We start from the raw sequence: 24,561 nt of genomic DNA, 5'->3' as shown, positions 1-24,561 counted from the left end.
AGAGCACTACTCCCCCGACAAGGCACACATTGAGGGGCACCAGCTATTTCTTGAAATTTTAAAAGATGATAGAATTCATCTTAGAATGGTGCATCGCCAACTAGGTACATCCAATGATCAGCCCTTAAGTAATCAGCTCATAGAAAAAATCACTCTCCATTTAGAAGAAATGCTAAAATTTACAGATATTAAAATCACCTTACAGAATAAGACTGTGGGAAAGAAATATCATTCTTTTGGTACCTTTGGTGAAGATACTGAATGGCGCCTGTGCCACCCCAACGGTCTCCTGAATTTCTCTGCAACCGTTCATTTCCTTGCCGAAATCCGAGATTTTTTTGAGCATTTTATAAATTCATTAAAATATCTTAAATAACAAAAAAAGGGAGGCATAATGCCTCCCTTTTCAAACTAAAGCTCTTATAAACTAAGATCGCAATCTCTAATATAAACTCTTCTTAGGTTACTTAATGATCTCTTTCGCAGCGTGAAGTTCTGCCTGAGCTTTTTGAATTTCTTGGGAAAGTTTAAACAAATCAGCCTGATTAACGGCACTTGCATTTGTTAAGGCGGACATAGCAGCCTCAAGTTTTTGTCTTGCAACATCAACAGAAAGTTCTGTCACCTCTTTGACTTCAGAAGCCAATACAGTGACAGATTTAGGTGTGATCTGAGCAAATCCAGCACCGACAAAAATATTTTTAACAGCTTCCCCCCCTTGAAAAAGGGTGACAAGCCCAGCTCTCAAAGAGAGGCTGGTTTTTTCATGCCCCTCTAAGGCACCGAGATCTCCTTCAGATCCCGGCACAACAACCATATCATACTCCCCATGACACCAAGATTTATGAGGTGAAAGCAGTTCGAGCTGTATTGTCATTATTTTTGACCTTCTGCTTCAAGTTTCGCTGCCTTAGCGACCACATCTTCAATTGCGCCCACCATATAAAAGGCATTCTCTGGAAGGTGATCGTACTTACCTGTTAGGATTTCCTTAAAGGAGCGAATGGTATCTTCAAGAGAAACGAATTTACCCGGTGCACCCGTAAAGATTTCAGCAACATGGAAAGGCTGTGAAAGGAAGAGTTCAATACGACGTGCTCTTGCAACAATCGCTTTATCCTCTTCAGAAAGCTCATCAATACCCAAAATAGCGATAATGTCTTGAAGGCTTTTATATTTCTGCAAAATCTGCTGAACTTCAGAGGCAACCGCATGATGTTCCTCACCTGAAATCCGTGGTGTCAGTGCACGAGATGTGGAGGCTAAAGGATCAACCGCAGGATAAATCCCTTTTTCTGTCAATGCACGGTTAAGAACCGTTGTGGCATCCAAATAGGAGAAGGTTGTCACAGGCGCTGGATCGGTAAAGTCATCAGCTGGGACGTAAACGGCCTGCACAGATGTAATCGAACCGTTCTTTGTAGAAGTAATACGCTCTTCCAAGGCACCGACATCACTTCCCAATGTTGGCTGATAGCCCACAGCAGATGGGATGCGACCTAGCAACGCAGAAACTTCAGCGCCAGCCTGAACATAGCGGAAAATATTATCAACGAAGAAAAGGACGCTCTGCTTAGCAACGTCACGGAAATATTCCGCCATAGACATCGCACTAAAAGCAACACGTGAACGTGGACCAGAAGGATCATCCATCTGACCGTAAACCAATGCAACACGTGAATCTTTTGTGCTGCCATTTTCATCAATTTTAATAACGCCTGCATCTTTCATTTCATGATACAGATCGTTTCCCTCACGGGTACGTTCACCAACACCGGCAAAAACAGAAACACCGTCATAAGCATGCGCAATATTGTTGATCAATTCCTGAATGATAACGGTTTTACCAACACCGGCACCACCGAAAAGACCTGTTTTACCACCTTTGAGGTAAGGGCAAAGCAAATCAATGACCTTAATGCCTGTTGGCATAATTTCAGGAACAGCAACTTGCTCCTCGAAAGAAGGTGCTTGGCGATGGATTGGCAGATATTCCTCTGTTTCAATCGCACCACGCATATCAATCGGGTCGCCGAGAACGTTCATCATACGACCTAGAATACCACGTCCGACAGGAACTGTGATGGGACGACCCAGACTACGAACCTTCATACCACGTTGAAGACCATCTGTTCTCCCCATGGAAATAGCACGTACTTGCCCTTCACCAATTCCGAGAAGAACCTCAAGGGTCAGATCACGGTCGCCGCCACCACCTTGTTCTGCGGCTGTACCGATCACTTCAAGGGCGGTGTAAATCTCCGGTGCGGAACCGCTTTCAAATTCAACATCAATAACAGGTCCTTGAACTTGGACAATGCGCCCAATGACCTGGTTTTCATCGTTATTTTTTTCTGACACTTATTTCTATCTCCTGAAACTAGGCGGGCATTTAACTTAAATATTAAGCGAGGCGCAGTCATCCCCTGATGTAATAAAAGCTACTTATCCCCAACAGCCGCGGCACCGGCCACAATTTCACTAAGTTCTCTTGTAATATTATTCTGACGCATTCTGTTATATTGCAGACTAAGTGAATCAATCATCTTACTTGCATTACGGCTAGCACCATCCATGGCTACCATACGGGCACTTTGAACGCCGACCATATTTGCAAGCAAAGCGTGGTAAATTCTAACCTTCAGATTAACAGGTAAGAAAGCTTCTAGCCACTCTTGCTGTGAAGGCTCAAATTGGCCATCGACTCCATCAGATTCCTCAATAACGCTCTCGTCATTTTCAGAAGGGAGCGGTGGCACAAGAGAAAGCACCTGTGGAATCTGTAACATTGCATTCACCAGATGGTTATTAACCAAGAGAATTCGGGAATATTCTCCAGAATTCACTTTTTCAACAACAAAATCTGCAATCTCAGAAGCTTGCTTTTCTTGCTCGTCCAATGTTTCAGCGGCTTCGGTAGCCTGAACAATTAAATGACCAAATTCTGTCTTTAAAATTTGATTGGCTTTTTTACCAATCAAATAAAGCTCTGATTTCTGACCATTTTCTTTGTTCTTCGCAATTTCCGCTTTTAAATGGCGTGCAATATTCGCATTATAAGCACCAGCTAAACCACGATTACCTGTCACGGCGAGAATGAGGATTTTATTCCCCTTCCCTCCTGTGAATAAAGGAAGTTCAAATTCTTCAACAGAAGAAGATGCCCCTCCCCTCATCATAGCCGCCATTTTTTTAACATAGGGCTGTGCGCCAGCCATATTCTGTTGCGCACGATAAAGCTTGGAGGCTGCGACCAGCCTCATTGCCTCCGTAATTTTGCGGGTAGATTTAACACCCGCAATTTTAAGTTTAAGCGCCTTTAAAGAGGACATTCTGTCTCTCCCTCGCCTTAATTACTGAACTCGAACTCTTTGACCAATCCGCCAAGGAGCATTTTCATTTGCTCTTCGATTTCAGGAGTCAACTTGGATTCTCTTGTTAACGCATCTTTGAGCGCTTTCCCTGAACCTGTTTTAAGGGACACTAAAAGCGCCTGTTCAAAAGCAACAACTTTTTCAACAGGAATGTTATCCAAGAAACCTCTTGTTCCTGCATAAAGCACGACGACTTCTTCTGCTGTTGTTAGCGGGCTGTCTGGATTTTGTTTCAAAAGCTCTGTTAAGCGTGAACCACGATCAAGAAGACGGCGTGTTGTTGCATCAAGATCAGAAGCAAACTGAGAGAATGCAACCATTTCACGATATTGCGCCAACTCCAATTTCATTGGGCCTGCAACTTTTTTCATATCTTTTGTCTGCGCAGCAGAACCGACACGGGAAACAGAGAAGCCGACATTAATTGCTGGACGGATACCGGCACTAAAAAGTTCCGTTTCCAAGAAAATCTGACCATCTGTAATAGAGATGACGTTCGTTGGAATATAAGCAGAAATATCGTTTGCCAATGTTTCAACAACCGGCAATGAAGTCAATGAACCGCCACCCTTTGCATCAGAAAGCTGAGCAGAACGCTCTAGCAAGCGGGAGTGAAGGTAGAAGACGTCTCCAGGATATGCTTCACGTCCTGGAGGACGGCGCATCAACAAAGACATTTGACGATAGGCCATAGCCTGTTTTGTCAAATCATCATAGCCAATCAACGCATGCATACCGTTATCACGGAAATATTCACCCATGGCGGTACCGGCGTAAGGTGCTAAATATTGCATAGAGGCAGGATCTGAACCTGTCGCAGCGACAACGATTGTATATTCGAGTGCACCTTGCTCTGCCAGCTGACGGACGATATTGGCAACAGAAGCACGTTTCTGCCCAATTGCCACATAAATGCAGTACATGGATTTTTTAGGGTCTTTTTCTGCATTGACGGCTTTTTGAGAGATAATAGAATCAAGCAAAATTGTTGTTTTACCTGTATTACGATCCCCAAGAACCAACTCACGCTGCCCACGTCCAATCGGAATAAGCGCATCAATCCCTTTAATTCCGGTGACCATTGGCTGGTCAACAGACTTACGATCCATAACACCTGGCGCCGCAATTTCAGCAGGACGATATTCGACATCTTTAAGAGGGCCTAAACCATCAATTGGATTACCGAGCGCATCAACAACACGTCCAAGGAGCCCCTTACCGACGGGAACCTTAACAATTTCACGGGTCCTGACAACACGATCACCTTCAAGAAGACCCTGCCCATCACCGAAAAGGATAACACCAACGCAATCCTCTTCTAAGTTAAAGACCATACCACGTTGCCCGGTACGCTCAAAAACAACGAGCTCGCTGGCCATCACTTCCGGCAGACCGTAAACTCTTGCAATCCCATCACCAACTGTCAGAACAACACCTGATTCAGATGCAAGTTCCGGTTTGTCAAAGGATTCGATTTCCTTTTTAATAATTTCAGAAATCTCCGCTGGACGGATACCCATCAAACTTCTCCCTTAAAGGCGTTTTTCAGGCGGTTAATCCGCCCTTTTAAAGACGTGTCATAAAGTTGAAAACCAACCTGAACCACTGCTCCCCCAAGAAGTGACGGGTCAATTTCCTCAAAAATACGGGGGGACTTATGCCCCATTTCTACAAGTGAAAGATGCAATTGCTTTTGCTGCGCTTCACTCATCTTGGCAGGTGTTAAAACCTTCACTGGCACAACACCTTGCGATTTATCTGCTAGATAGAGAATGGCTTCGACAATTTCTGGTAAAATTGAAAGACGCCCACGCCTAACAATTAATTTTAAGAAATTTACAAAAATAGAATGAAGCTCGTAACTCGCTGAAATTTTAGAAATAATGCGTTCACGCATACTGCCATTTAAAGCCAAATCCCCAACAAACTCTCTAAAGGAAGCGTCCTTGTCAAAGAGATCTCGCAAAAGAGATACCTGTGGGATAACCTCAGAAACTAGATTTTGCTCCACAAGACAGCGATAAAATGCATTTGCATAACGTCGCGGTAAAATTTCAGGAACTTTAAATACAGGCCCCTTAGAATCTTGATCTAAGATTGAGGTAGATATGACGTTCTGGTCTTTCAGGCTCATAGTCCACCGAAATAAAATGAGATTTAAATTTACCCCAGCCTGTATGAATAGAAAATATGCCTATAACGGCTGAAGCCCAAAATAAGATTAAAACGAAATGGAGCGGGCGAAGGGAATCGAACCCTCATCGGAAGCTTGGAAGGCTACTGCATTACCACTATGCTACGCCCGCTTAATAAATCCGTTATCTACATCGTCTTCTAGCGCTCCTCTCCCATCTGAGCAAGAGAATTTTTATAAAAAATGTTTTTCATCTGAAATTTCCTTGAGATTCCCAATCTCTTACTTGGAAAAAAACTCAAGCGAATCCTAAAAATAAAAAAAAGGGATCTCTTTTTTAATTTTTAATGAAAATAGGGCTTGACTGATTGGCTAAAATCATACTTTTTAAAGGCATTCGACTTTCCGAAACATTTCTTTAGAGAAATCCGATTCGGTTTGTTTAGGGGTGTAGCTCAATTGGCTAGAGTGCCGGTCTCCAAAACCGGAGGTTGCGGGTTCGAGACCCTCCACCCCTGCCATCCTTTTTGAAAATCTACCTTATCCAAATAAGATAAAATTAAGATTGCCACTTAATTTTGGTAGATTATCCTTTCCTTCCCTTTTCGCTTTAGGGTAAAGGAATACTTTATTACCTAAAAATTTAAGGATTATTTTTAGATTTTCTGAATCGATCCTTTATTATTTTAAACCACGACCGTTGTTTGTAAGGAGCGACATTGGCAGCTAAACATCAAATCTCTAACCAGAATGCTGTGCATCCAGGCTTTCTTACACGCTGTGTGAATTATCTTAAGCAGGTTATTACACTTTCCAAACGTGTAACGTGGCCCAACCGCCGTGCAACCTTAACGACAACCATTGCAGTCATGGCGATGGTGTCGATTACTTGTATTTTTTTTCTTGTTGTTGACCAAGTTATCGGCTTTGGTCTGCATACTCTTTTTCAGATCGGAGGATAGCCTCCATGGCAAAACGCTGGTACGTCGTTCACGTTTATTCTGGCTTTGAAAAAAAGATTTCTGAGTTCATCACAGAGCAAGCTGCTAAAAAGGGCTTGAGCGATCAATTCGAGGAAATCCTTATCCCCTCAGAACAAGTCACCGAAGTCCGCCGTGGCAAAAAAGTTAATGCGGAACGGAAATTCTTTCCCGGATATATCCTTGTTAAAATGGAACTTACCGATCAAGCTTGGCATTTGGTGAAAGACACCCCAAAAGTCACAGGCTTTCTTGGTGGCAGAAACCGTCCTGTCCCTATCAGTGCGGCAGAAGCGAAACGTATTGTTCAACAGGCTCAAGAGGGCATTGAACAAGCGCCTAAATCTGCTGTTACCTTTGAAATTGGTGAGCAGATTCGTGTTTCTGATGGCCCCTTTGCTTCCTTTAATGGCAGTGTGGAAGAGGTGGATGCTGAGCGTCAGCGCCTCAAAGTCACCGTCTCCATCTTTGGACGTGCGACCCCTGTGGAACTTGAGTATACACAAGTTGATAAGCTTTAAGTTTCTTTAGAAGCACAAAAGAAAAGCCCTCTGATTTTTTCATAAATCAGAGGGCTTTTCTTTTATCTATTAAAAACGCTTTTTATTCTTAGTCCAGCAATCCAAACTCTTTCATTGCGGGACGGAAATTCAAATGTTCACTTTCATGGCGAGATTGTGAAAGTTTTAAAAGCGCAAAACGCTGTAACGGTTCGAGCCCTTCCCATTCTTTAAGCGTGATTTCCCGACCTACCATTTTTTTTGCCAAAGCGGTAACGCATTCTGGAATAGAAGCCGTGTTTTTCCAAAGTTCCAAAGCTGGATCTTTGAGCGTTTTAACCTCTTCACCAGAAGAATCTTTCACAGCTTTACGCACAAGCGTTTCGTAAGCTTTGCAGCTTTCCCCCTCTTCTGCGCAAGGTGCCTCAAAAATGGCCTCACGTTGTGCATCAGAAAGTTTTTCCCACTGTTCCAAGCTTACTTTTGTCCGTGCAAAATCTAATTTTTGACGCACAGACATTGTGATACACCGCAAAGAACCCGCGAAATCCTCTTCGAATTCAAAAACTTCAGGCGTCGTTTTTTTTTCTGTCATTTCTAACTCCTTATCTTCTTTTGAAATAAGTTACTTTATTCTTTTATGCCTAATTTTCTTCTGAAGATAGGCGCTCAGGCACAGAGAAAATCATCTTTTTCTTTCCTTGAGCCGGTGCCAATAACGTTAGCCCAGCTTGCCGTGCTAATCTGACAGCATAAGCACTCGGTGCAGAAATCGCTACGAGACAATGCATTCCTGCCAATACAGCCTTTTGCGTCATTTCATAAGAACAGCGACTGGTCAAACAGCAAAACCCCTCTTCCATCGCTATACCGGCATATTTCAAAGCACCAATTAATTTATCCAACGCATTATGACGGCCGATATCCTCTCGCACGTAAAGAATATTTCCCTTTTTATCTGCCCAGATTGCGGCATGGAGCATCCCAATTTTCTGATTCAAAATTTGGGAATCGCGCATCGATTCCACGACCTTTTCAATCACATTGAGAGAATAAACGCCTGTATCTTTCAGATTAAATTCAATCTGCGGCAAAGACGCATCAAAAAGAGTCTCGTCCTTACTGCCGCAAAGACCACAAGCGCTCCCGGCCACAGAAGCACGGCTTGAACCCCGTAACAAACGGCGAAAAGGCTCCGTATCAATTTGAATATTGAGCGTAATACCTTTTTCAGCGCAAGAGACGGCAACATTTTGAAGCTGTTCTGGCTTTTTGATAATACGCTCTGACAAAGATATGCCTAAAGCGAAATCCTCTAAATCTAAAGGTGTGAGCATCATTGTACCATGCTCAAAAGCCCCATTGTAAATCAGCGAAACAGGAAGCTCCTCGGCTAAAAAGCGCTCTGTTGAGAGCATCTTTCCTTCCGGGGGGGGGACAACCCCTTTAAAAAGCGTTCCTGCCGCTTCCAAACGTTTTTCGAGAGAGTCAAAATCCATGGGAGAAAAACTTTTAGGTGATGTCACGTTAGGCCCTCTCTGTGATTACGTAAAAATTATTTCTCTCACGTTTTGAATGATCGCTTATTTCTTTTTCTTGCTTTGCTGAATTTTCTTTTGCTCTTGTGCCAGCTTCTGATTAGCCGAAGCGATCATCTGCTGCTGCCGAACCTCTTTTTCAGCTGCATCTGCTTCTTTTTCACTTTGTTCGAGACGCTCATCTTCTTTCGCATTTTGCCCCTCTAATCCATAAGCTTCAATAATTGAAGCGGTATCAGCGGCCCATGCAGCAAGCCCTTCGCTAAGAATATCTACTTCAAACTGCGGGCCCTTATCTGCATATTGCTTAGATTTCCATGAAAAATGACGTGTTTTTGCAAAAACACGCTTTCCATTATCATCATTGACACTCACAGAGGTTAGACCTGCAACAATGGCATGCCCTTCCTTGTCCAAAGAAAAGGAATCAACCGTTAAATCAATCCCTATTTTCGATTTCTCAGAAACCATGCTGTTTTGACGATAGACCAGCTCCTTTGGCAAGGCTTGAGAAAGATCCTTTGTAAAGGTTCCTGTAATTTGCGCAGAGAGAGGTTCGCTCCAAGAGGCATGCGGATTGATGGTCATTTCATATTCACCAACACGCCGTACCATCACGTCCCGCTCAATAGAAGCGGGAATAAAAGGCAAGAAAACCTTAATCGGCCCTACAGGTTTCTGCTCCTGGATAACTTTCATCGGCTTTGGTCCCAGCGCATAAAAATGCGGTTCTGCACTAGAACAGCCTGCCAAGGCGACTCCTAAAAAGGAGACGCCAAGGAAAGATTTTTCTAACATTTTATTTAATAAATGTTTTTTTAAACGCATTTTAATGCCTTCCCAAAATAACCGAAGATGGATGATAGCTAAGGTAAGAAAGTAGCTGACGCAAAGTCGTTACCATTTCAGTCACCTGAACAACCATATTCTGAACATTATGATGCAAGTCGGAATCCCCACTTAAAGCATCCAAGAATGTAGACGCACTCGACAACGTCTTATCGACCTGAGCTGTCAATTCCGGCAATGCCCGATCTGTCGTATTGAGCAATTTACTCAAGGAGTTCAGAGAATCCCTCAAGGCCTTAACTGTCTGCTCTGTGCTTGGATCATTTACAATTTTACTTGTACCACCCAACAAACTATTCAGATTTTTCGCAATATCTTCCAAAGGCATTTTGGAGATCTTATCGGAAATCTTAGAAACGTTATCGATAATCGCATTCACACCGCCTGGATCACCCGGAATAATGATCGCACCGTTTTGATCATAGTTCAGCGTTGCATTCTTTGGTTTTGGACCAAAGGAAAGCGCAATAATCGTTTCACCTGTTAGCACACTGCCATTGGTGACGGATGCCCGCAAACCATCACGTAAGAAGTTAAGAAGATGATCTTTTTGCTTTTTAACCTCATTTGGATCCCAAATCCCCATTTTAGCGACACGACCCGGCTGAAGAATCATTTCAACCCGAACACGTGCTGGCTTTTTGCAATGATTATCACAAAGATCCAAGTGAACATTTGAAACAACACCAACTTGAACGCCGAACATGCTGACCGTGCTTCCTTTAGCAAGGCTTCCAATGGCACTATCCACATAGGTAACAACCTTAATGCGATCTGTGTATTTGGTGCTTTTTGCAGCTTCTTCTGAATCATATAGCCAAAAGACACTGTCTGGCGCTGCGGGACTTCCCCCATCACCTGTCAAGCTGTCCTCTGTCACTGGCGGACCAAAGGCGATCCCACCACTCAAGAGCGCTTGCAAAGACTGAAGCTGTAGTTTTAAGCCACCGCCGCCAAAGCCGACTTCAAGCCCTGAAGCATTCCAGCAACGGCTACCGACACGCAGATATTGATCATAAGGTTTCCGCACAAAAATCTGCACCATCATTGGACCAATACCGCCGCTTGGCACTGTATATCCCAAAACCTCACCAACATTTAAATCACGATAAAAAACAGGTGCACCAGAAGGATTTCCACCCAGAGCGCCAAGAGAAGGCGTCATCACCCAGAAATTAGAACCTGGCTGATCCCAACGACGTCCCGGAGGCGTTTCCAAACCAACAAAATGCGTCTTGGCCTGCGCATGCGCACTGTTTGGTGGGCCAGGGTCCATCGCAATATATGCACCGCTCATAATGGTTTCCAAACCACTGATAGAGCCACCACTAACCTGTGGGCGGACAATCCAGAAACGTGTTTTATCCGTTAAAAAATGAGTCGCATGATTAGACATTTTGACATGCACTTCAACATGCGTCAGATCCTCTGCAAGCTTCACCTCTTTAACGGTTCCCATCGGAACGGCCAAATCTTTAACTTGGGTCTGACCGGGATTTAACCCGTCACCACTGTCAAAAGAAATCGTGATCTCTGGCCCTTGCGTCGAGAAATAATGCCACGCCATCCATAAGGAAACGCCGATCGCAATAATTGGAATAATCCAAAGAACGGAAACCCGTGTTGGCCTCAGAATTGCATCCTCATCTTCATCATCATGAAAACGGGCTTTAATCTGATCGCCGCTCTCATAAGCGCGAGGGTGTGAATTTTCCGGATTATTAGAATTAGAATCATCTGGAATATGAGAATCAGTCATTATTTTCTCCAAACGTCATGTTTTTCCTCTTATCCCCTATTAATGGTGTGTTTATTATCATTTTATTATTCCCCATCATAATGGCAGGCGACGCCGCCCTTTTGGCCAAGAACGTTTTACCCCTCGGACACGTTTTTCAATCTGACGGAATTCTTCCTCCGTCATTGTTTCCAAACCCGTCTTATTCTTACCTGCGGCATCCCATAAGCCTCTCGGATCATACATATTCGCAGAGAAAATCGTGAGAATAACGACCAAAGCAAAAAATACCATTCCAGGCCCTGGAATGACTTTTGCTAAAAAGCCGAACCTCACCATTCCAGTCAGAATAGAAATCATAAAAGGATCAATCATTGACCAACGACCGATCGCCTCCACGACACGATAAAGCTTTGTTAAGCCTTTAAGCTGCCAAGATGATTGCCTTTCCTGCACAAAAAGCATCAACGCCAAAGAAGCAATTTTCAAAACAGGCACGGTAATAGAGGCAAAAAGAACAAGAAGCGCCAGCGAGTAAAGCTCACTCTGCCAAAGCTCAATAACACCCTCCATGATCGTGCTGAACTGCCCCTTCCCCATTTTGTAAAAAGCCATAACAGGGATTAAATTGGCCGGCAGATAAAAAATAGCCGCCGCTAGAAGAAAAGCGGCACATCCAACAACAGAATCATATTTACGTTTTCGCAGTACCTGCCCACATCTCGGGCAGTCTCCCATATCCTGCTCCAAATCAACATGTTGATGACTCTGCAAAACCAAATGGCAGGCCGCACAAGAAAGCATCTGTGAGGGGGGCGGAACGGGATCATGTGCAACATTGATAATATCGTCACGTGCCTCTGGTAAAAGCGGTATCCTTTCCCAAACCAAACGCTCATCAAAAGTTGTATCTGCGGCTGCCATCGTAATCATTAAAATGCCCAGCATCCAGCCTGTCGGCATAATAACCACGGTTGCTAAATCAACAAGCTTAGAATATGCGACACATAATCCGATGACATACACGCCAACCATTGCCCAAGGGCGGAGGCGTTGATACCAAGCGAGTAAAATTGCTGTCCAAGGCGGCATTGGCTGCTGCGGACGCTGTAAATAATACAGAATAGACGCCATCAAAAGGACAACCAGCCACGGCATAATGACCGAGGCGATCATCACAATAATGCCAATAAGCATAAAGCCGGGATTAAGCTGTATCAGCCTGATGGGCCCCGTCATCAATGTTACCGTATTGACACGCCCCATGACATCCAATGTCATCATCGGCACAAAAAGCATCGCCGTTAATAAGGCGATTGATGTAATGCAAAAAGCTGTTGCGGCACGAAAATGCGGTGTTTTCCGTCGGCGTGCCAGCATATCATCGCAACGTGGACAATGCGCAACCTGTCCGGGCTGTAAAATCGGCAAACGCACGAACAGACCGCAACTCGGACATTCCGCAAGACCTTTGACAACCCTGAGGTGAAAACGGCCATGATAGCGAAAGGTCGGCATATAGCGACGCAAACGCCGCCATGCACGGCCTGCACCCGCTGCAAGAATCAGCAAAATGGATTCTTTTAAAGCCCGCAATTTTGTCATGTTATTACGATTTTCTGTCACGAACCTACTGTTTCCCTAAGGAATAATAAATTTAGAATAGAAAATGAGCTTATGCACAAATCCCACAGTTTTTAAAGAACTATGTCTCTAAAAAGAAAAAAGTAACGAAGTTTTATTCCTAACTGTTGCTTGAAGGCATACGATTAGGCTAAGAACAAATTTATAAAATTTGTGCCGATATAGCTCAGGGGTAGAGCAACTGATTCGTAATCAGTAGGTCGTAGGTTCAATTCCCACTATCGGCACCATTTTCCCTTAAAAAATCCTAGTTATCTGCGCCCTTGCGGTATCCTGAAAAAATTCAGCGTTACATAGAGCGTCTTAAAAATCTTATTAGGATGTTTCTATTCCATTCTATTTTAGATATTCGTCTTTGGATAATCTAAGATATAAGGCTGACAGGCGCTTCTATTCCTTTGGAAAGCTATGTTTGTAAGAGGTTAAGGGGGAAGCCCTCCCCCTAAAAAAGAATCTCTCCTACTGTGACATTCTTTAAGGTCTGTCATTTCTAAAGTCCTTTCCTTGCGATAATCCATGATTTCTAAATTGTGAACAGCGTCCTTTCAGCAAATAAAAATGCTTAAAATTAAATGAGAATTTAATTTCTATTTATCTTTCAAAAGCATCCCCTCTCATTTTTGACTTTGAATTCTAAATAAATATTAAATCCATTGCCTTATTTACTCTACAAATGAGTTCTAACTTATAAAAATTTCTTTCCATATACTTGCAATTTTAAATATATAAAATAAAATTACTTATTAATGACTTGCTTTTAGGGGAAGAATAAATGGGGGGGCGGCGTAAAGATCCACGATCCAAAATTATTGATAAATCTTTTGAAGTCCCTGCGGATCCACCGCAGGGTTTTCTTTCTAAAGATTACTTTTTAAGTTGTTTCGCATTTGAAAAGCATGACCGAAAATGTCAGCTCAATAATTTCTTCCATGAAAATCTTGCAGAATTTTCTATCAACACAGATTTTTATAGAGAATGCGAACTTCTTTATGAATTACGGACTTCTTTACCGACATTGCAAATTCATCCAGATGCCAATCGTGTTGCGGATCGCTTGATGATTCAAGCCAATTGGAAAGCTTTTTCCTGGATTGCCCTTTTTGGATTAAATCCAATGGAAGGCGAAGGGCTGATAAACTCTACCATGGGAACAAGCCGCCTGCTTTTACCTATGGACCGTCAGGGAAATACCAGCTTACCACACTATATTCCCGATGATTTTATCACGATTTGCCATGAAATCATCCTCCGCCTAAAGGAGAATTTTTTTCCTATTGAAGATAAAGAAGGCAAGGCTGAGGCCACAAAGACAGGAGATGGCCAGCTCTTTTGTACCATCCTCACCTCTCCGAGAATTGAGCGCTGGATGGCCACTTCCTGCTCTGAAAGCGGCATTTCTATTAAGCAAACCCTCAAGGATTGGGGCTATCAAAATGGTGTAAAACTCCATATTCGCCTTTCCCCAGCGCTTCGTGAGACGGGAATGTTTGAAAATGATCTGATACTATTTGCTCTACCTGATATTCCAGACATTATCGGAGATGGAAATCTCCATGCGATGCCACATCAAAACTCGCCCGTGAATGAGATCGGTACTTCTAAAATTAAAATTCATGCAACAAAACAAGAGGGGAAAACTATTCTAAGAAAGATGGAATGGCAGGTGACGGCAGGGTGGAATATTGTCAGTTGGGGCAATGCCGTGATGGAAATTCCTGTGACAGATAAGATTCTTCCCCTCGAAGAAAATCCTGCGGCAACAGGCTTTAAAGGATAAAAGCCTGATGAAAATTTTTATAACGAATATCAGTCCTCAAAACGCTGTCTTTCTGCATCGCCACCCACATAACGGCAAACTAAAATTCTCTGATCCGCTTTTATCTGGCGAGCAATTTGAACTCGGAGACATGCCAAAAGAAATTTTTGAGGAAATTCGGAAACAATTTATCCGCTTGCCTATTCTTAGTCTTGAAGAATATCAATCACTTGAAAATGAAACCTGCATTTTCATCTTTAGCGCAGATGAGCCTTTATCAGAGAGAACGATTTCCCAACTGATGGAAAGCCATTTATCTCGACGGGCAAATCTTGCCGTCACACTCCGAGAAGCCAAAATTAAATCCGTTATTGGCGAAATGATTGCTGAAAGTAAAAAAGAGGGAATTTTTGATGAAAAAGCAATTGACGATTATAGTTTTGAACTTCTGACGATTGCAAATAAAGGCGGCCAAGCGACCGCCTCTCTCACAGAAAAATATCAGCTCCCTGAGGACAAAAGAATATAGCAGATGACGCTATTTCTTTAGAGAGAAAGCCCTTCGCCCTCTCCTGAAAACTCCCGTGCGCCACCAGTTGCTATTTTTGTTTCCACAGCCTGTTGGTTCAAAAGAATTTGTATGAAAGCCTTCGACCAAAGTTCTATGGAATCTGGATTTTGCGCTGTCAATAAAATAGCCCCATCATTGGTGAGATCCTCCACAACGAAAGATTCCCAATTTTTTCTGCTTTTATAAACAGCACCCTGCGATTTCAAAAGAGTTTCCGTCAAGAACGGCACCGTTCCAACAAGCTTCAATTCTTTAAGAAACTGATCCTCCGGCAAGGCGGCTGTACGGTAGGTTCGGCCATGATCCATCGTTTTTAAAATAGATATTGGGAAAAGATTGTGATCAAGTGCCAGTTTTGATCCGGCCTCTTCACTATTTCGAAAGGCGGTAACGACCTTCCCCTTAACCAAAACACCGCCCTTGGCATCTTTCACATTTTTTAACACCAGCGGCCCCTGAGAGGTCAGGCCAATAGGCTTTTTAGCACGTTCAAATTCCGTCAATAAACGAATGGAATCCGGGTTATCAACCAAATCATAAAACATGCCATAGCTTGAAGTGTAGCAAATGGCATCATAATCCGCTGCCTGCACATCAGAAAGACGCATCGTATGTGCTAAAAGCTCTTGCCCTTGGGCATCTTTTCGAAATTGCTTTGTGTAAGCAGTTGCAAAATCTGAATTTTCACTTCGTGGGTCAACGGGTGCCTTGCCCCCCTCAACAGAAGCCAACGAAATTTTTGCCCCTTGCTGTGTCAGAATTTCATACGGAGCGGCCAAAGATTCTGCCCAAACTCCTGCTTTACGAGGCGATTCCCCCCCTAATTTTGCCTTAGACGAAAGGACAAAAAGAATTTTCTTATCTTTTAACGGAAGATTAAACGGTACGGTATCCGTTTTCTTCTCTTCTTGATGACTTGCTACCGCAAACGCAGGAGACAAAACAGATAATGCTGTAACCCAAAGGGTTGTTAGAAAAACTTTAGACGTACGCATTTAGACTTTATCTCCTGAGATTAAGGTTATCTCATCTTAAATCACAAATTTATCTTTATGATCGAAAAAGAACCTTACCATTTCTACCGGACTTTTCAGAGAGAGCGAGCGCCTCTTTATAAGCAGAAAGAGGAAAAATTCCTGCAACCGGCAAATGAATTTTGCCTGCCCTAAGCATTTCTGCCAAATTTTTTAACGCCAAGGCTTTAGAAAGACGTTCAATATTTAAGCCGCCCCCCTCTGATAAAGTTAATTTCCCTGAAAAAAGGGCTTTTATCACGTTAATAAATATTTTGATCTTAACTTTTAACGGCATTTCCTTAGCGGAACGTGTCGCCCAAAAACCTCGAACTTTTTTATTCTGAAAGATCAGATCGGATGGATCTATCATCAAAGGCTGCTGCGTCTGTGCGCCAAAAGAAATCAAGGCACCACCCTCTTTCAATAACGAGAGCAGCTGCATTGAGGGTTCACCACCAAGACTGTCGACACCAGCAATGGCTGTATGTCCAGCCGTTAAGGCTAAGACTTGTTCTTGCCAATCCATATCGCTGGTGACAATCACATTTTCAATTTTCAGATCCGTCATTTCTAATTTCGCCTGTTCACTCCGAACAAGACTCACAACCTTAATCTGACGTGTCGCCGCAATGCCTGCCAGCATCTTTCCAACAGCCCCATTGGCGGCATTCTGGATAATCCAATCCCCTGCCTTTGCCCCTGTCATCGCAAGTAGCATCATCGTGCTCAGTGGCATCGAAAAAAGCTGTGCTGCGACCTCATCTGAAACATTCTTAGGTACGGGAACAACATCTGTTGCTTTTGCGAGAAACATCTCTGCCCAAGCCCCCCACATTTTACAGGCAATGACTTTTTGTCCAATCTTTAAGCCCCTTACCCCTGTGCCGATTTTCTCAATGACACCAATTGCTTCATCTCCGCTTATCGCAGGCAAGACAGGCTTAATACCATATCTCCCTTTGACATACCAAAGATGATGATTATGAATTGGCGCAAAAATCATACGGATACGCACTTCCCCCGCCTGGGGTTCCGGTATGGTGCATTCTTGATATGTGATAACGGTTTCAGGGTTACCAAAATTAGAAAAGGATAAGGCTTTCATCAGGTACTCTCTTTCACATTTTTCAGGCAAAATTATTTCATATGCCTGTCTGATAACAAAATTTCCGCAAGACGATCTCCGAGCAAAGAAGCAGAGGCGGGATTCTGCCCTGTGATTAAATGCCCCCCCTCTTCTGTTAAATCTTCCATCAAAAAAGGATGCCAATTTCTTTTACATTTAAAGATGCTCCCTTCTCGCTTCAGCATTCTCTGAACCAAGAAAGGAATGGCGCCATTCAAACGCAATAAAGAGGCATATTCTGGCGATGGCAAGCAGGCAACCAAATAGGTCACAAAACGCCAAAATCTTAAAATCCGCCGTGGCACAAAGGCAAACATGCGCGCAAGAATAAGCCCGGCCTCTTCACTATCTCTAAAGCCCGTAACAAATCGTCCCTTTAAAACAGGTACCTCTTTCCGATCTTGCACATATTTCAATGCCGCAATGGAATGGCCGATAAAAGCAACGGGCTTTCCTGCATCCAGCGTAACCTCAAGAAAATGAATAGAAACAGGATTTTGCATAAGGTCAAAGAAAGTCCCATAATTTCCGGCATAAAAAACGCCGTCAAAATCTTCGGGGTTTAAATTTCTTAAGACGTAGGTCTGTGCAAGCTTCTCCTGTGCCTCCTGATTTAAGCAGAAATTTTCTGTATAAAAAGTCAAATTCTGGGGCAACAAAGATTCAGGATCTACAGGCACTGCGCCGCCTTTTGGGGAAGCAAAAACAACCTCAATACCCCGTGCTGACAAAATCTCATAGGGCGCAGCAACCTCTTCGAGCCAATAGCCCGTCTTTAAAGAAGTTTTTCCTAACCGGCGGTGAGAGGACAATACAAAGAGAACTTTTTTATACGGCGCACTCATCATTTTTCCCTTGGTCTCCTTATTGTTCCTCTAAGTAATCTATTATTTTTTGATAAATTCTTATTATGCTAAATTTTTTGTTAATTTTTCAGCATTCCAAGCATTTAAGCCGCCTTTAAGAATATAAATTTTCCCCGAGGACATTTTTCGGAATAAAGGATAATTATGCTCTCCGGTTCTGCGACCGGATTGACACATTATAACGATATCCTCTTTGAAATGCGGTGGATTATCTAGGCCACTCAAAGGAACATTCATAGCCCCCTCAATATGATCTCTCAAAAACTCCTCTGGTTCTCTAATATCTAACAGCTTCGCATTTTGATGAACCAATGCCAGGGCTTCAGAAGGTATTTTGAGTTCAGGCATGATCTTTCCTTAAGTAAAATAATATTGTTCCGTCTATTTTAAATAGGGATAAATCTTCAAAAAATAAGAGTATATAATTTTTAAAAGCATTTTTCTTTTCAATGCCCCTACGCTATTTATAAGATATTTATTCTCATATTCATAAGTCTACATGAAAGCATAGAAATGCCTATCAGCCGCAACGATGTCACTGAGAAAATCATTACTGCAAAAGCCAATCACAATTTAAATTGGGAAGACATTGCCTTGCAGATTGGTGCCAAAAAAGGGAAAACAGTCGCCGGATGCCTTGGACAAGCCATTTTTTCGGCCAAACAAGCAGAAATGCTGGCAAAGATTTTTGATCTAAATACAGAGGAAGAGAAGCTTCTTACCCTACCGCCTGAGCCTTGCACCCCTCATGAATATAAGGATGATCCGCTCATGGTGAGTCTGCATAAAATTATTGACCGATATGGCTGGGCCATCAAAGAGATGGTTTCCGACAGTTTAGGGGAAGGCACGCTCAAAATTCATGATCTCAATATTGATGTCGATGTCGATCATTCCGATCAGTCTCAGCACCTCCAAATCATTTTAGATACAAAATTCGTCCCAAAAGAAATCTAAATTCCTTTATAAAAGAAAAAATGAACTTCCAGCATATGGAAGATATCCTTATCTTTCTTTTTCAGCGCCTTAAAGGAGCTTATTTACCCTATGACCTCTCTCTTTGATCCGATCCAACTAGGGGCAATTCACAGCAAAAACCGTATTTTTATTGCCCCCATGACACGTGGACGCGCCACCCGCGAGGGCGTTCCCACCCCCATTATGGCGGAATATTATGCCCAGCGTACCGATGCGGGCCTTATCATTTCCGAAGGGGTTGCCATCAGCCCACAAGGCTATGGCTGGATCAATTCTCCCGGCATCTGGACAGAAGCACAAATTGAGGCATGGAAACCAATCACCAAAGCTGTCCATGAAAAAAACTCCACGATTGTTGCCCAGCTTTGGCATATGGGACGTATGCTTTCGCCCGGTGTAACCAACGTGCCTGCCGTTGCGCCTTCTGCTATTCAGCCCCCCGGCATTGCCCATGGCCCCAACGGCAAAAGTGACTATCCAACGCCTGAAGCCTTAACCCAGCTTCAAATTCATCAAATTCTTAAAGATTATGCTGTGGCCGCAAAAAATGCGATCAAAGCAGGTTTTGATGGTGTTCAGCTCCATGCGGCTAATGGTTATCTCGTTGACCAGTTTTTACGGGATTCAACTAACAAACGTGAGGACGAATATGGCGGCACTCCGGAAAAACGTCTGCGCTTTTTAAAAGAAGTTGTAGAATCCCTTATCTCCGCCATTGGTGCTGATCGTGTCAGCGTTCGCCTTTCCCCAAATGGCGCAATTCAAGGATGTGTCGATAGCAAACCAGAAGAAGTGTTTGTGCCTGCTGCAGCCCTTTTGCAAAAGCTGAATGTTTCCTGGCTTGAGCTTCGTGAAGGCAGTGACGATGCCAGCTTTGACATGGCCGGACAAACAAATCAGAAGAAACTTTCACCTGAAATCCGTAAAGTTTTTAATAATCCCCTTATTCTCAATGGCGATTATGACAAAGACAGCGGAGAAGAAGCAATTCAATCGGGAAAAGCAGATGGCATTGCCTATGGGCGCCTCTATATTAACAACCCAGACCTTGCGACACGTTTTAAAGAAGACTTGCCGGTTAATACCGATATTCAACCAACAGCATTTTATGCCGCTTATAAAGAGGACAAGGCTTCCGGATACACGGATTACCCCTTTGCCACGAAGAAATAATCTTGCTGTTACGATGAAGGGATGCTCTTTCAAAGATCGTCCCTTTTTTCTTTCTTTTTAAAAAAAGAAATGTCAAATTATCCTAGGCAGATTTCATGCTGTTCTTTTCAGGGAGGTAATATGTTTGAGTTTCTCTATTCTTTCTTTTGGGGCTGGTATCTAACGTCACCGCTGGATCTGAACTGGCCTTAATCTAAAATTCAATGTGGATTGAGAAATCTCCCCTCGTCTTTTATAGAGAGGGGATTTTCTTTAACTTTTTTATTTTATTCTTTAATCCCACACGCCAAAAAATCTTAAAAAAATTTTATTTTTAGCACAAAACACCTTGACGAACTTATATACGCAGTATATAATGGTAAGGTATATAAGGCTAATGGTAAGGTATATAAGGCTAATGGTAAGACAAAAATCGTCTCTTATTACAGATAGCGCCTCTCTTAAAGACAGTTCCTTTAATCCAAATAAAACACTGTCTCCACAAGAAAATGCATCTCTCACATCCTCTTCGACCAAAAATAAAGCAATCATTTACATCTATCCCCCGTCAACAGCTTGGATAAATTCCGAGGACGGTTCTGTGACAACGGTTCAGGGTGGTGTCAGTATTACCATGCCAGGCCCAAATATCACTGTGGTTCTAGGCGGTGCAGACGGCAATACCGGCATTGTTATCGACAATCTCTCCAGTGCTGTAAATGATGGTGCAACCATTATTGTTGCACCAGAAATTAAACATTTTGATGATATTTCAGACGGCTTTCCGCCACCTGGCTATGTCCCCCCAACTTATGATCCTGCCGCTCAAGTCTGGACGGGCGGAGACTCAGACGGCATCATCCTGCAAGGCCTAAAACGTTCCGATATTATCGGCATCTATGGTAGCGGTTCCGATCTCAGCAATGTACCGGAAGAACTAAGAAAATATTTAACCGGCGCGAATGCCGGTAATTACGCTCTGATCCAAACAAAAAGCGGCGGGTGGATTGTTCTCCATATTGACGGTATCGGTGATCGGGGTGTTATCGGTGTCGATAAAAACGGTCAGATTGTTTTTGAAGTTTGCTACCTTCAAGGCACGGCTATTCTCACACCGAACGGTTATAAAAAAGTCGAAAATCTCTCTCCGGGTGATCTTGTCGAAATTGCTAATCCAGACGGAACCCGCAGCGGCAAAAGCCTGCCGCTCAAATGGATTGGAAAAAAAAGCCTCTGGGTTCAGGATGGCAATCCTGATCTTCCGCCCGATGAGGCCGGCTATGCCATCCGTATCCTCAAAGACGCCTTTGGGGATAATATTCCCCACAAAGATTTATGGGTGACACCTGAACATTCTTTTCTGTTTGATGGGAAATTTGTGCCGGCTCGTATGTTGGTAAATGGGAAAACCATTGCCTATGACGATGCGCGTACCTCCTATACCTATTATCATCTTGAAACAGATCCGCATTCCATCCTCATTGCAGAAGGTTCTCTCTCTGAAAGCTATCTCGATACTGGAAATCGCGCCAATTTCATCTCTATCCTAGAACCTAACAACGATAATGATGCCAGTATTTTACGTTTTCCACCCAAATCTCTCCTCCCCGATAATAAAAATTGGCAGAAACCCGCAGTCCCTTTTGAAACCTCCCGCACTTTTGTGGAGCCTCTTTGGAAAAAACTCGCACATAGGGCTGGTCTCAAACAAAATATAACGAACGCTTTCGTCAATGCATTTGGCGCATCCGTCACAAATGAAAGTAATTTTGCAGTTACATTTCAACTCCCTAACGGCATGAGAGCCCCACTGGTCTGTCAGCAACATTCTCAAATAGAAGAGCGCCATTTATATATTTTCAACTTGCCGCCCTCAGATCTTCTAAAATCTTCTACCCTTGTTCTTTTATCCCGTCACAGTCGACCCTGCGATTCAATCGGCCCTTATGTCGATGATAGGCGCAAGCTCGGTGTCTTAATCAAAAATATTATTTTTGTTATGCCCCAGGCCAACTACGCACCTCGTCAATGGCAAACAGATAAAACCCTAAAAGGCTGGGCAAATGTCGAGCAAGCACCTATGCGCTGGACAACTGGCGCTGCGAGGCTCTCTCTTCCTAGCTTTTGGAAAGAAATTAAAAGCATTCATATCGAAATCATTGCGCAAGGCCCTTATCTTTTACCTTCTTCAAAAAAAGGTGCTCTCCCTGCCCCCCTCTCCAAGCCCTTACAGCCCATTAAAACATCACAAAAGCAACGAAAAATTTAAAAAAGATTTTTTACGTTTTAAAAATCCATTCCTTTTTTGTTTCAACATCTTTTTCTTTGATCTTCTGCGGTTTCTTTTAAGTTATTCCAATTTTTATCCACAGAATCCTTCACAGAATCTGTGGATAATGTTCACAGATCGCAAGAAATAAGCTTTTCTCTCTCCATTCTAAGATTTAAACGAGATATAAAAGAAATATGCAGAAAAATTTTCGCATATTATCATACTTATCCCCAGAATCTGTGGATAAAGATCAGAAAAGCTTGAAAACGGCATGAAAAAGACATCACACATAAAAAGCTTGCCACCCCCTCTCAACCGACGTCAGGCGCTTAATCGTCTAACGATTTCTGGTGTGGCGAGTTTCGGTTTTCTTTCTTATACGCAAAAAATTTCTGCCGCGATCCTTCAGCCAAATGACGAGACAGTCCCTGATCCCACAGAGACAAATACCGATGCACATCGCTGGCGACCCAATCTGCATTTTACCGCTTCCAAAGGATTTATGAACGATCCTTGCGGCTTAATTTTTGACGGTAAATTTTATCATCTTTATTATCAGTTCAATCCTAAATCACCTCAAGCCGGCGAACCCAGCTGGGGACATGCAATCAGTGAAGATCTTTATCACTGGAAAGACTGTCCTATTGCGATTGCAGCAGACAAAACGGGCATGATTTTTACTGGTTCGGCTGTCATTGATGAAAAAAACAGCTCCGGCCTCTTCAAAGATTCTCCGCAAAAAAATCTTGTCGTCTTTTACACGAAAGCCACAGAGAAAAGTCAAAGCCAATGGCTCGCATGGAGTTCCGATGGTGGCCTACATTATCAAAATTACGCCAAAAATCCTGTTGTCGATGCTGGGCATAATTCTTTCCGAGACCCTAAAGTTTTCTGGCATGAACCGAGTAAAAAATGGATTATGACAGTCGTTGAGGCCAGTAAAAAACGTGTCAGCCTTTATGGCTCTTATGACCTGATCTCATGGATGCATTTAAGTAATTTTGGCCCCTCTGGCCTATTCGGAACGGAATGGGAGTGCCCAAACCTTGTGGAATTGGAAATTGAGAATGAAACCAATCCTGATGGTTCACCAAAAACCTGCTGGGTGTTTTTTGTTTCAATTAATCCCGGTGCCCCTTTAGGTGGCAGTAGCACCCAATATTTTCTCGGCCAATTTGATGGGGAACGTTTTACCCGAAAAAGTGCCGGGGTCGGTGTTGTTGATTTTGCAAAAGATAATTACGCCCTGCAATTTTACAATCATTTTCCCAATCATGAAAAAGTCTATTTAGGCTGGTTTGGGAACTGGCAATATTGCGAGGAACTCCCCACAAAAGAATGGAACGGTGCGATGACCCTCCCTCGAAAAGCAACCTTGCGGCGCAATGCGGATAAATTCTTAAGCCTTATTCAAAAACCTTTGGGTTTAGAGGCACTCCGAGAAGCAAAGATTGACATTCAATTTCCGGAATCTCAAAAAAATACATGGCTTTTGTCTGCTCTTAAACGGCGACAATTAAAGCCTTATGAAAATTTTCATGCCACACTCCCCAATGAAACTGCGGTTGAATTTTTAATGGATGTCGTTGTTGAAGAGCGGGGCGTGCGCAACCCAGATGGCGCATCTGGACGGGCAGGACGTGTTATTATTGAACTGACCAACGCGCTTGCCGAAAAATTAAGCTTGGGATTTGATGCCGCCTCTTGTCAATTCTGGGTGGACCGTAGTGAATTGCGAGGATTTCACCATCCCTTCTTTACAGGTAGCTTTTCCGTTGCGCTTCCAAAAGATTCTCAGCAATTTTCATTGCGCTTAATTCTCGACGGCTGCACGCTAGAAGTCTATATCAATGACGGCGAGGATGTCGGAACATTCCTACTCTACCCCTATCACCCTTTAACAACTTTAACGATCGGCGCAACTAACGCAACACTTACCCTTGATAAACTCGAACTCTATCGCCTAAAGCGTACAATGAACCGTCCTCATTTTTCTTCCCCTTAATTGCGATCTGCCATTCTGTTCAATGAACTTATTGCCTCGGAAAATCAGGGATGTCCAAGAAC

At 43.1% G+C, this 24,561-nt stretch carries 23 protein-coding genes and 3 tRNA genes (1 of these 26 cut by a window edge); 11 read left to right on the top strand and 15 right to left on the bottom strand.

Annotation, left to right across the window (positions count from 1 at the left end):
- Positions 1–376, top strand: partial view of a hypothetical protein gene (locus FAI41_06235; GenBank protein QCE33227.1) — the 3' portion only. 194 nt of this gene lie to the left of the window's left edge; 376 of the gene's 570 nt are visible here — the last part of the coding sequence; the start codon falls outside the window, past its left edge; the stop codon is at positions 374–376.
- Between the two features lie 87 nt (positions 377–463).
- On the opposite strand, the gene atpC is transcribed toward FAI41_06235, so the two are convergent.
- The 6 genes from atpC to FAI41_06205 form a co-directional block, all read right to left on the bottom strand.
- Positions 464–877, bottom strand: coding sequence for an ATP synthase F1 subunit epsilon (gene atpC, locus FAI41_06230; protein ID QCE33226.1), 414 nt, complete (start codon positions 875–877; stop codon positions 464–466).
- A complete protein-coding gene (gene atpD / locus FAI41_06225; protein QCE33803.1) occupies positions 877–2,319 on the bottom strand; it encodes a F0F1 ATP synthase subunit beta in 1,443 nt (480 codons plus the stop codon). The genes atpC and atpD overlap by 1 nt, the downstream gene beginning before the upstream one ends.
- A 122-nt stretch (positions 2,320–2,441) precedes the next feature.
- The gene (gene atpG, locus FAI41_06220; protein QCE33225.1) at positions 2,442–3,332 is read right to left on the bottom strand and encodes an ATP synthase F1 subunit gamma; all 891 of its coding nucleotides are present in this window, start codon (positions 3,330–3,332) and stop codon (positions 2,442–2,444) included.
- A gap of 17 nt (positions 3,333–3,349) precedes the next feature.
- Positions 3,350–4,894 carry a F0F1 ATP synthase subunit alpha gene (locus FAI41_06215; protein ID QCE33224.1) on the bottom strand — a complete coding sequence of 515 codons (1,545 nt, stop codon included), beginning with the start codon at positions 4,892–4,894 and terminating at the stop codon, positions 3,350–3,352.
- The gene (gene atpH / locus FAI41_06210; protein ID QCE33223.1) at positions 4,894–5,508 is read right to left on the bottom strand and encodes an ATP synthase F1 subunit delta; all 615 of its coding nucleotides are present in this window, start codon (positions 5,506–5,508) and stop codon (positions 4,894–4,896) included. Before atpH ends, FAI41_06215 begins: the two co-directional genes overlap by 1 nt.
- Positions 5,509–5,606: 98 nt before the next feature.
- Positions 5,607–5,680 (bottom strand) — tRNA-Gly (locus FAI41_06205).
- Between the two features lie 272 nt (positions 5,681–5,952).
- On the opposite strand from FAI41_06205, the gene FAI41_06200 reads away from it, so the two are divergent.
- The 3 genes from FAI41_06200 to nusG all read left to right on the top strand — a co-directional run bounded on the left by FAI41_06200 (position 5,953) and on the right by nusG (position 7,009).
- Positions 5,953–6,029: transfer RNA gene (locus FAI41_06200), tRNA-Trp, on the top strand.
- Positions 6,030–6,290: 261 nt separating this feature from the next.
- Entirely contained in the window at positions 6,291–6,470 is a 180-nt protein-coding gene (secE, locus tag FAI41_06195; protein ID QCE33802.1) for a preprotein translocase subunit SecE, read from the top strand.
- A gap of 5 nt (positions 6,471–6,475) precedes the next feature.
- Positions 6,476–7,009, top strand: coding sequence for a transcription termination/antitermination protein NusG (nusG, locus tag FAI41_06190; GenBank protein ID QCE33222.1), 534 nt, complete (start codon positions 6,476–6,478; stop codon positions 7,007–7,009).
- An 88-nt stretch (positions 7,010–7,097) separates the two neighbouring features.
- Here nusG and FAI41_06185 read toward each other — a convergent pair whose 3' ends face one another.
- The 5 genes from FAI41_06185 to FAI41_06165 form a co-directional block, all read right to left on the bottom strand.
- Positions 7,098–7,583 (bottom strand): hypothetical protein, encoded by a 486-nt coding sequence (locus tag FAI41_06185; protein QCE33221.1) that lies wholly within the window; start codon positions 7,581–7,583, stop codon positions 7,098–7,100.
- Between the two features lie 49 nt (positions 7,584–7,632).
- Positions 7,633–8,514 (bottom strand): formate dehydrogenase accessory sulfurtransferase FdhD, encoded by an 882-nt coding sequence (gene fdhD, locus FAI41_06180; protein ID QCE33220.1) that lies wholly within the window; start codon positions 8,512–8,514, stop codon positions 7,633–7,635.
- Between the two features lie 57 nt (positions 8,515–8,571).
- Positions 8,572–9,354, bottom strand: a complete 783-nt coding sequence (locus FAI41_06175; GenBank protein ID QCE33219.1) for a hypothetical protein — start codon at positions 9,352–9,354, stop codon at positions 8,572–8,574.
- Position 9,355: 1 nt separating this feature from the next.
- A complete protein-coding gene (locus FAI41_06170; protein ID QCE33218.1) occupies positions 9,356–11,134 on the bottom strand; it encodes an MCE family protein in 1,779 nt (592 codons plus the stop codon).
- Between the two features lie 75 nt (positions 11,135–11,209).
- Entirely contained in the window at positions 11,210–12,739 is a 1,530-nt protein-coding gene (locus FAI41_06165; protein QCE33217.1) for a paraquat-inducible membrane protein A, read from the bottom strand.
- A 173-nt stretch (positions 12,740–12,912) separates the two neighbouring features.
- On the opposite strand from FAI41_06165, the gene FAI41_06160 reads away from it, so the two are divergent.
- From FAI41_06160 to FAI41_06150, 3 genes are all read left to right on the top strand, one after another.
- Positions 12,913–12,987, top strand: a tRNA-Thr gene (locus FAI41_06160).
- Between the two features lie 542 nt (positions 12,988–13,529).
- Positions 13,530–14,534 (top strand): hypothetical protein, encoded by a 1,005-nt coding sequence (locus tag FAI41_06155; GenBank protein ID QCE33216.1) that lies wholly within the window; start codon positions 13,530–13,532, stop codon positions 14,532–14,534.
- Positions 14,535–14,541: 7 nt separating this feature from the next.
- A complete protein-coding gene (locus tag FAI41_06150) occupies positions 14,542–15,042 on the top strand; it encodes a hypothetical protein (protein ID QCE33215.1) in 501 nt (166 codons plus the stop codon).
- Positions 15,043–15,059: 17 nt separating this feature from the next.
- On the opposite strand, the gene FAI41_06145 is transcribed toward FAI41_06150, so the two are convergent.
- From FAI41_06145 to FAI41_06130, 4 genes are read right to left on the bottom strand one after another with little or no spacing between them, the layout of a single operon-like run.
- Positions 15,060–16,079, bottom strand: a complete 1,020-nt coding sequence (locus FAI41_06145; GenBank protein ID QCE33214.1) for a type 1 glutamine amidotransferase domain-containing protein — start codon at positions 16,077–16,079, stop codon at positions 15,060–15,062.
- A 55-nt stretch (positions 16,080–16,134) separates the two neighbouring features.
- On the bottom strand, positions 16,135–17,205 hold the full coding sequence (locus FAI41_06140) for a hypothetical protein (protein ID QCE33213.1): 1,071 nt from the start codon (positions 17,203–17,205) through the stop codon (positions 16,135–16,137).
- A gap of 32 nt (positions 17,206–17,237) precedes the next feature.
- The gene (locus FAI41_06135; GenBank protein QCE33212.1) at positions 17,238–18,074 is read right to left on the bottom strand and encodes a type 1 glutamine amidotransferase domain-containing protein; all 837 of its coding nucleotides are present in this window, start codon (positions 18,072–18,074) and stop codon (positions 17,238–17,240) included.
- A 60-nt stretch (positions 18,075–18,134) separates the two neighbouring features.
- Complete coding sequence (locus FAI41_06130) at positions 18,135–18,440, bottom strand: hypothetical protein (protein QCE33211.1); 306 nt, start codon at positions 18,438–18,440, stop codon at positions 18,135–18,137.
- A 165-nt stretch (positions 18,441–18,605) separates the two neighbouring features.
- Between FAI41_06130 and FAI41_06125 the strand changes: the two genes are divergently transcribed.
- From FAI41_06125 to FAI41_06110, 4 genes are all read left to right on the top strand, one after another.
- Positions 18,606–19,049 carry a hypothetical protein gene (locus FAI41_06125; protein QCE33210.1) on the top strand — a complete coding sequence of 148 codons (444 nt, stop codon included), beginning with the start codon at positions 18,606–18,608 and terminating at the stop codon, positions 19,047–19,049.
- A gap of 90 nt (positions 19,050–19,139) precedes the next feature.
- A complete protein-coding gene (locus FAI41_06120) occupies positions 19,140–20,243 on the top strand; it encodes an alkene reductase (GenBank protein QCE33209.1) in 1,104 nt (367 codons plus the stop codon).
- A 355-nt stretch (positions 20,244–20,598) separates the two neighbouring features.
- Positions 20,599–22,491 carry a Hint domain-containing protein gene (locus FAI41_06115; GenBank protein QCE33208.1) on the top strand — a complete coding sequence of 631 codons (1,893 nt, stop codon included), beginning with the start codon at positions 20,599–20,601 and terminating at the stop codon, positions 22,489–22,491.
- A gap of 274 nt (positions 22,492–22,765) precedes the next feature.
- The gene (locus FAI41_06110; GenBank protein ID QCE33207.1) at positions 22,766–24,499 is read left to right on the top strand and encodes a glycoside hydrolase family 32 protein; all 1,734 of its coding nucleotides are present in this window, start codon (positions 22,766–22,768) and stop codon (positions 24,497–24,499) included.
- Positions 24,500–24,561: the final 62 nt, after the last annotated feature.

It is taken from the genome of Acetobacteraceae bacterium, assembly GCA_004843165.1.
GTDB lineage: Bacteria > Pseudomonadota > Alphaproteobacteria > Acetobacterales > Acetobacteraceae.
Note: the sequence above shows the minus strand (reverse complement) of the source record. Positions and strands in the feature narration are given on the sequence as shown.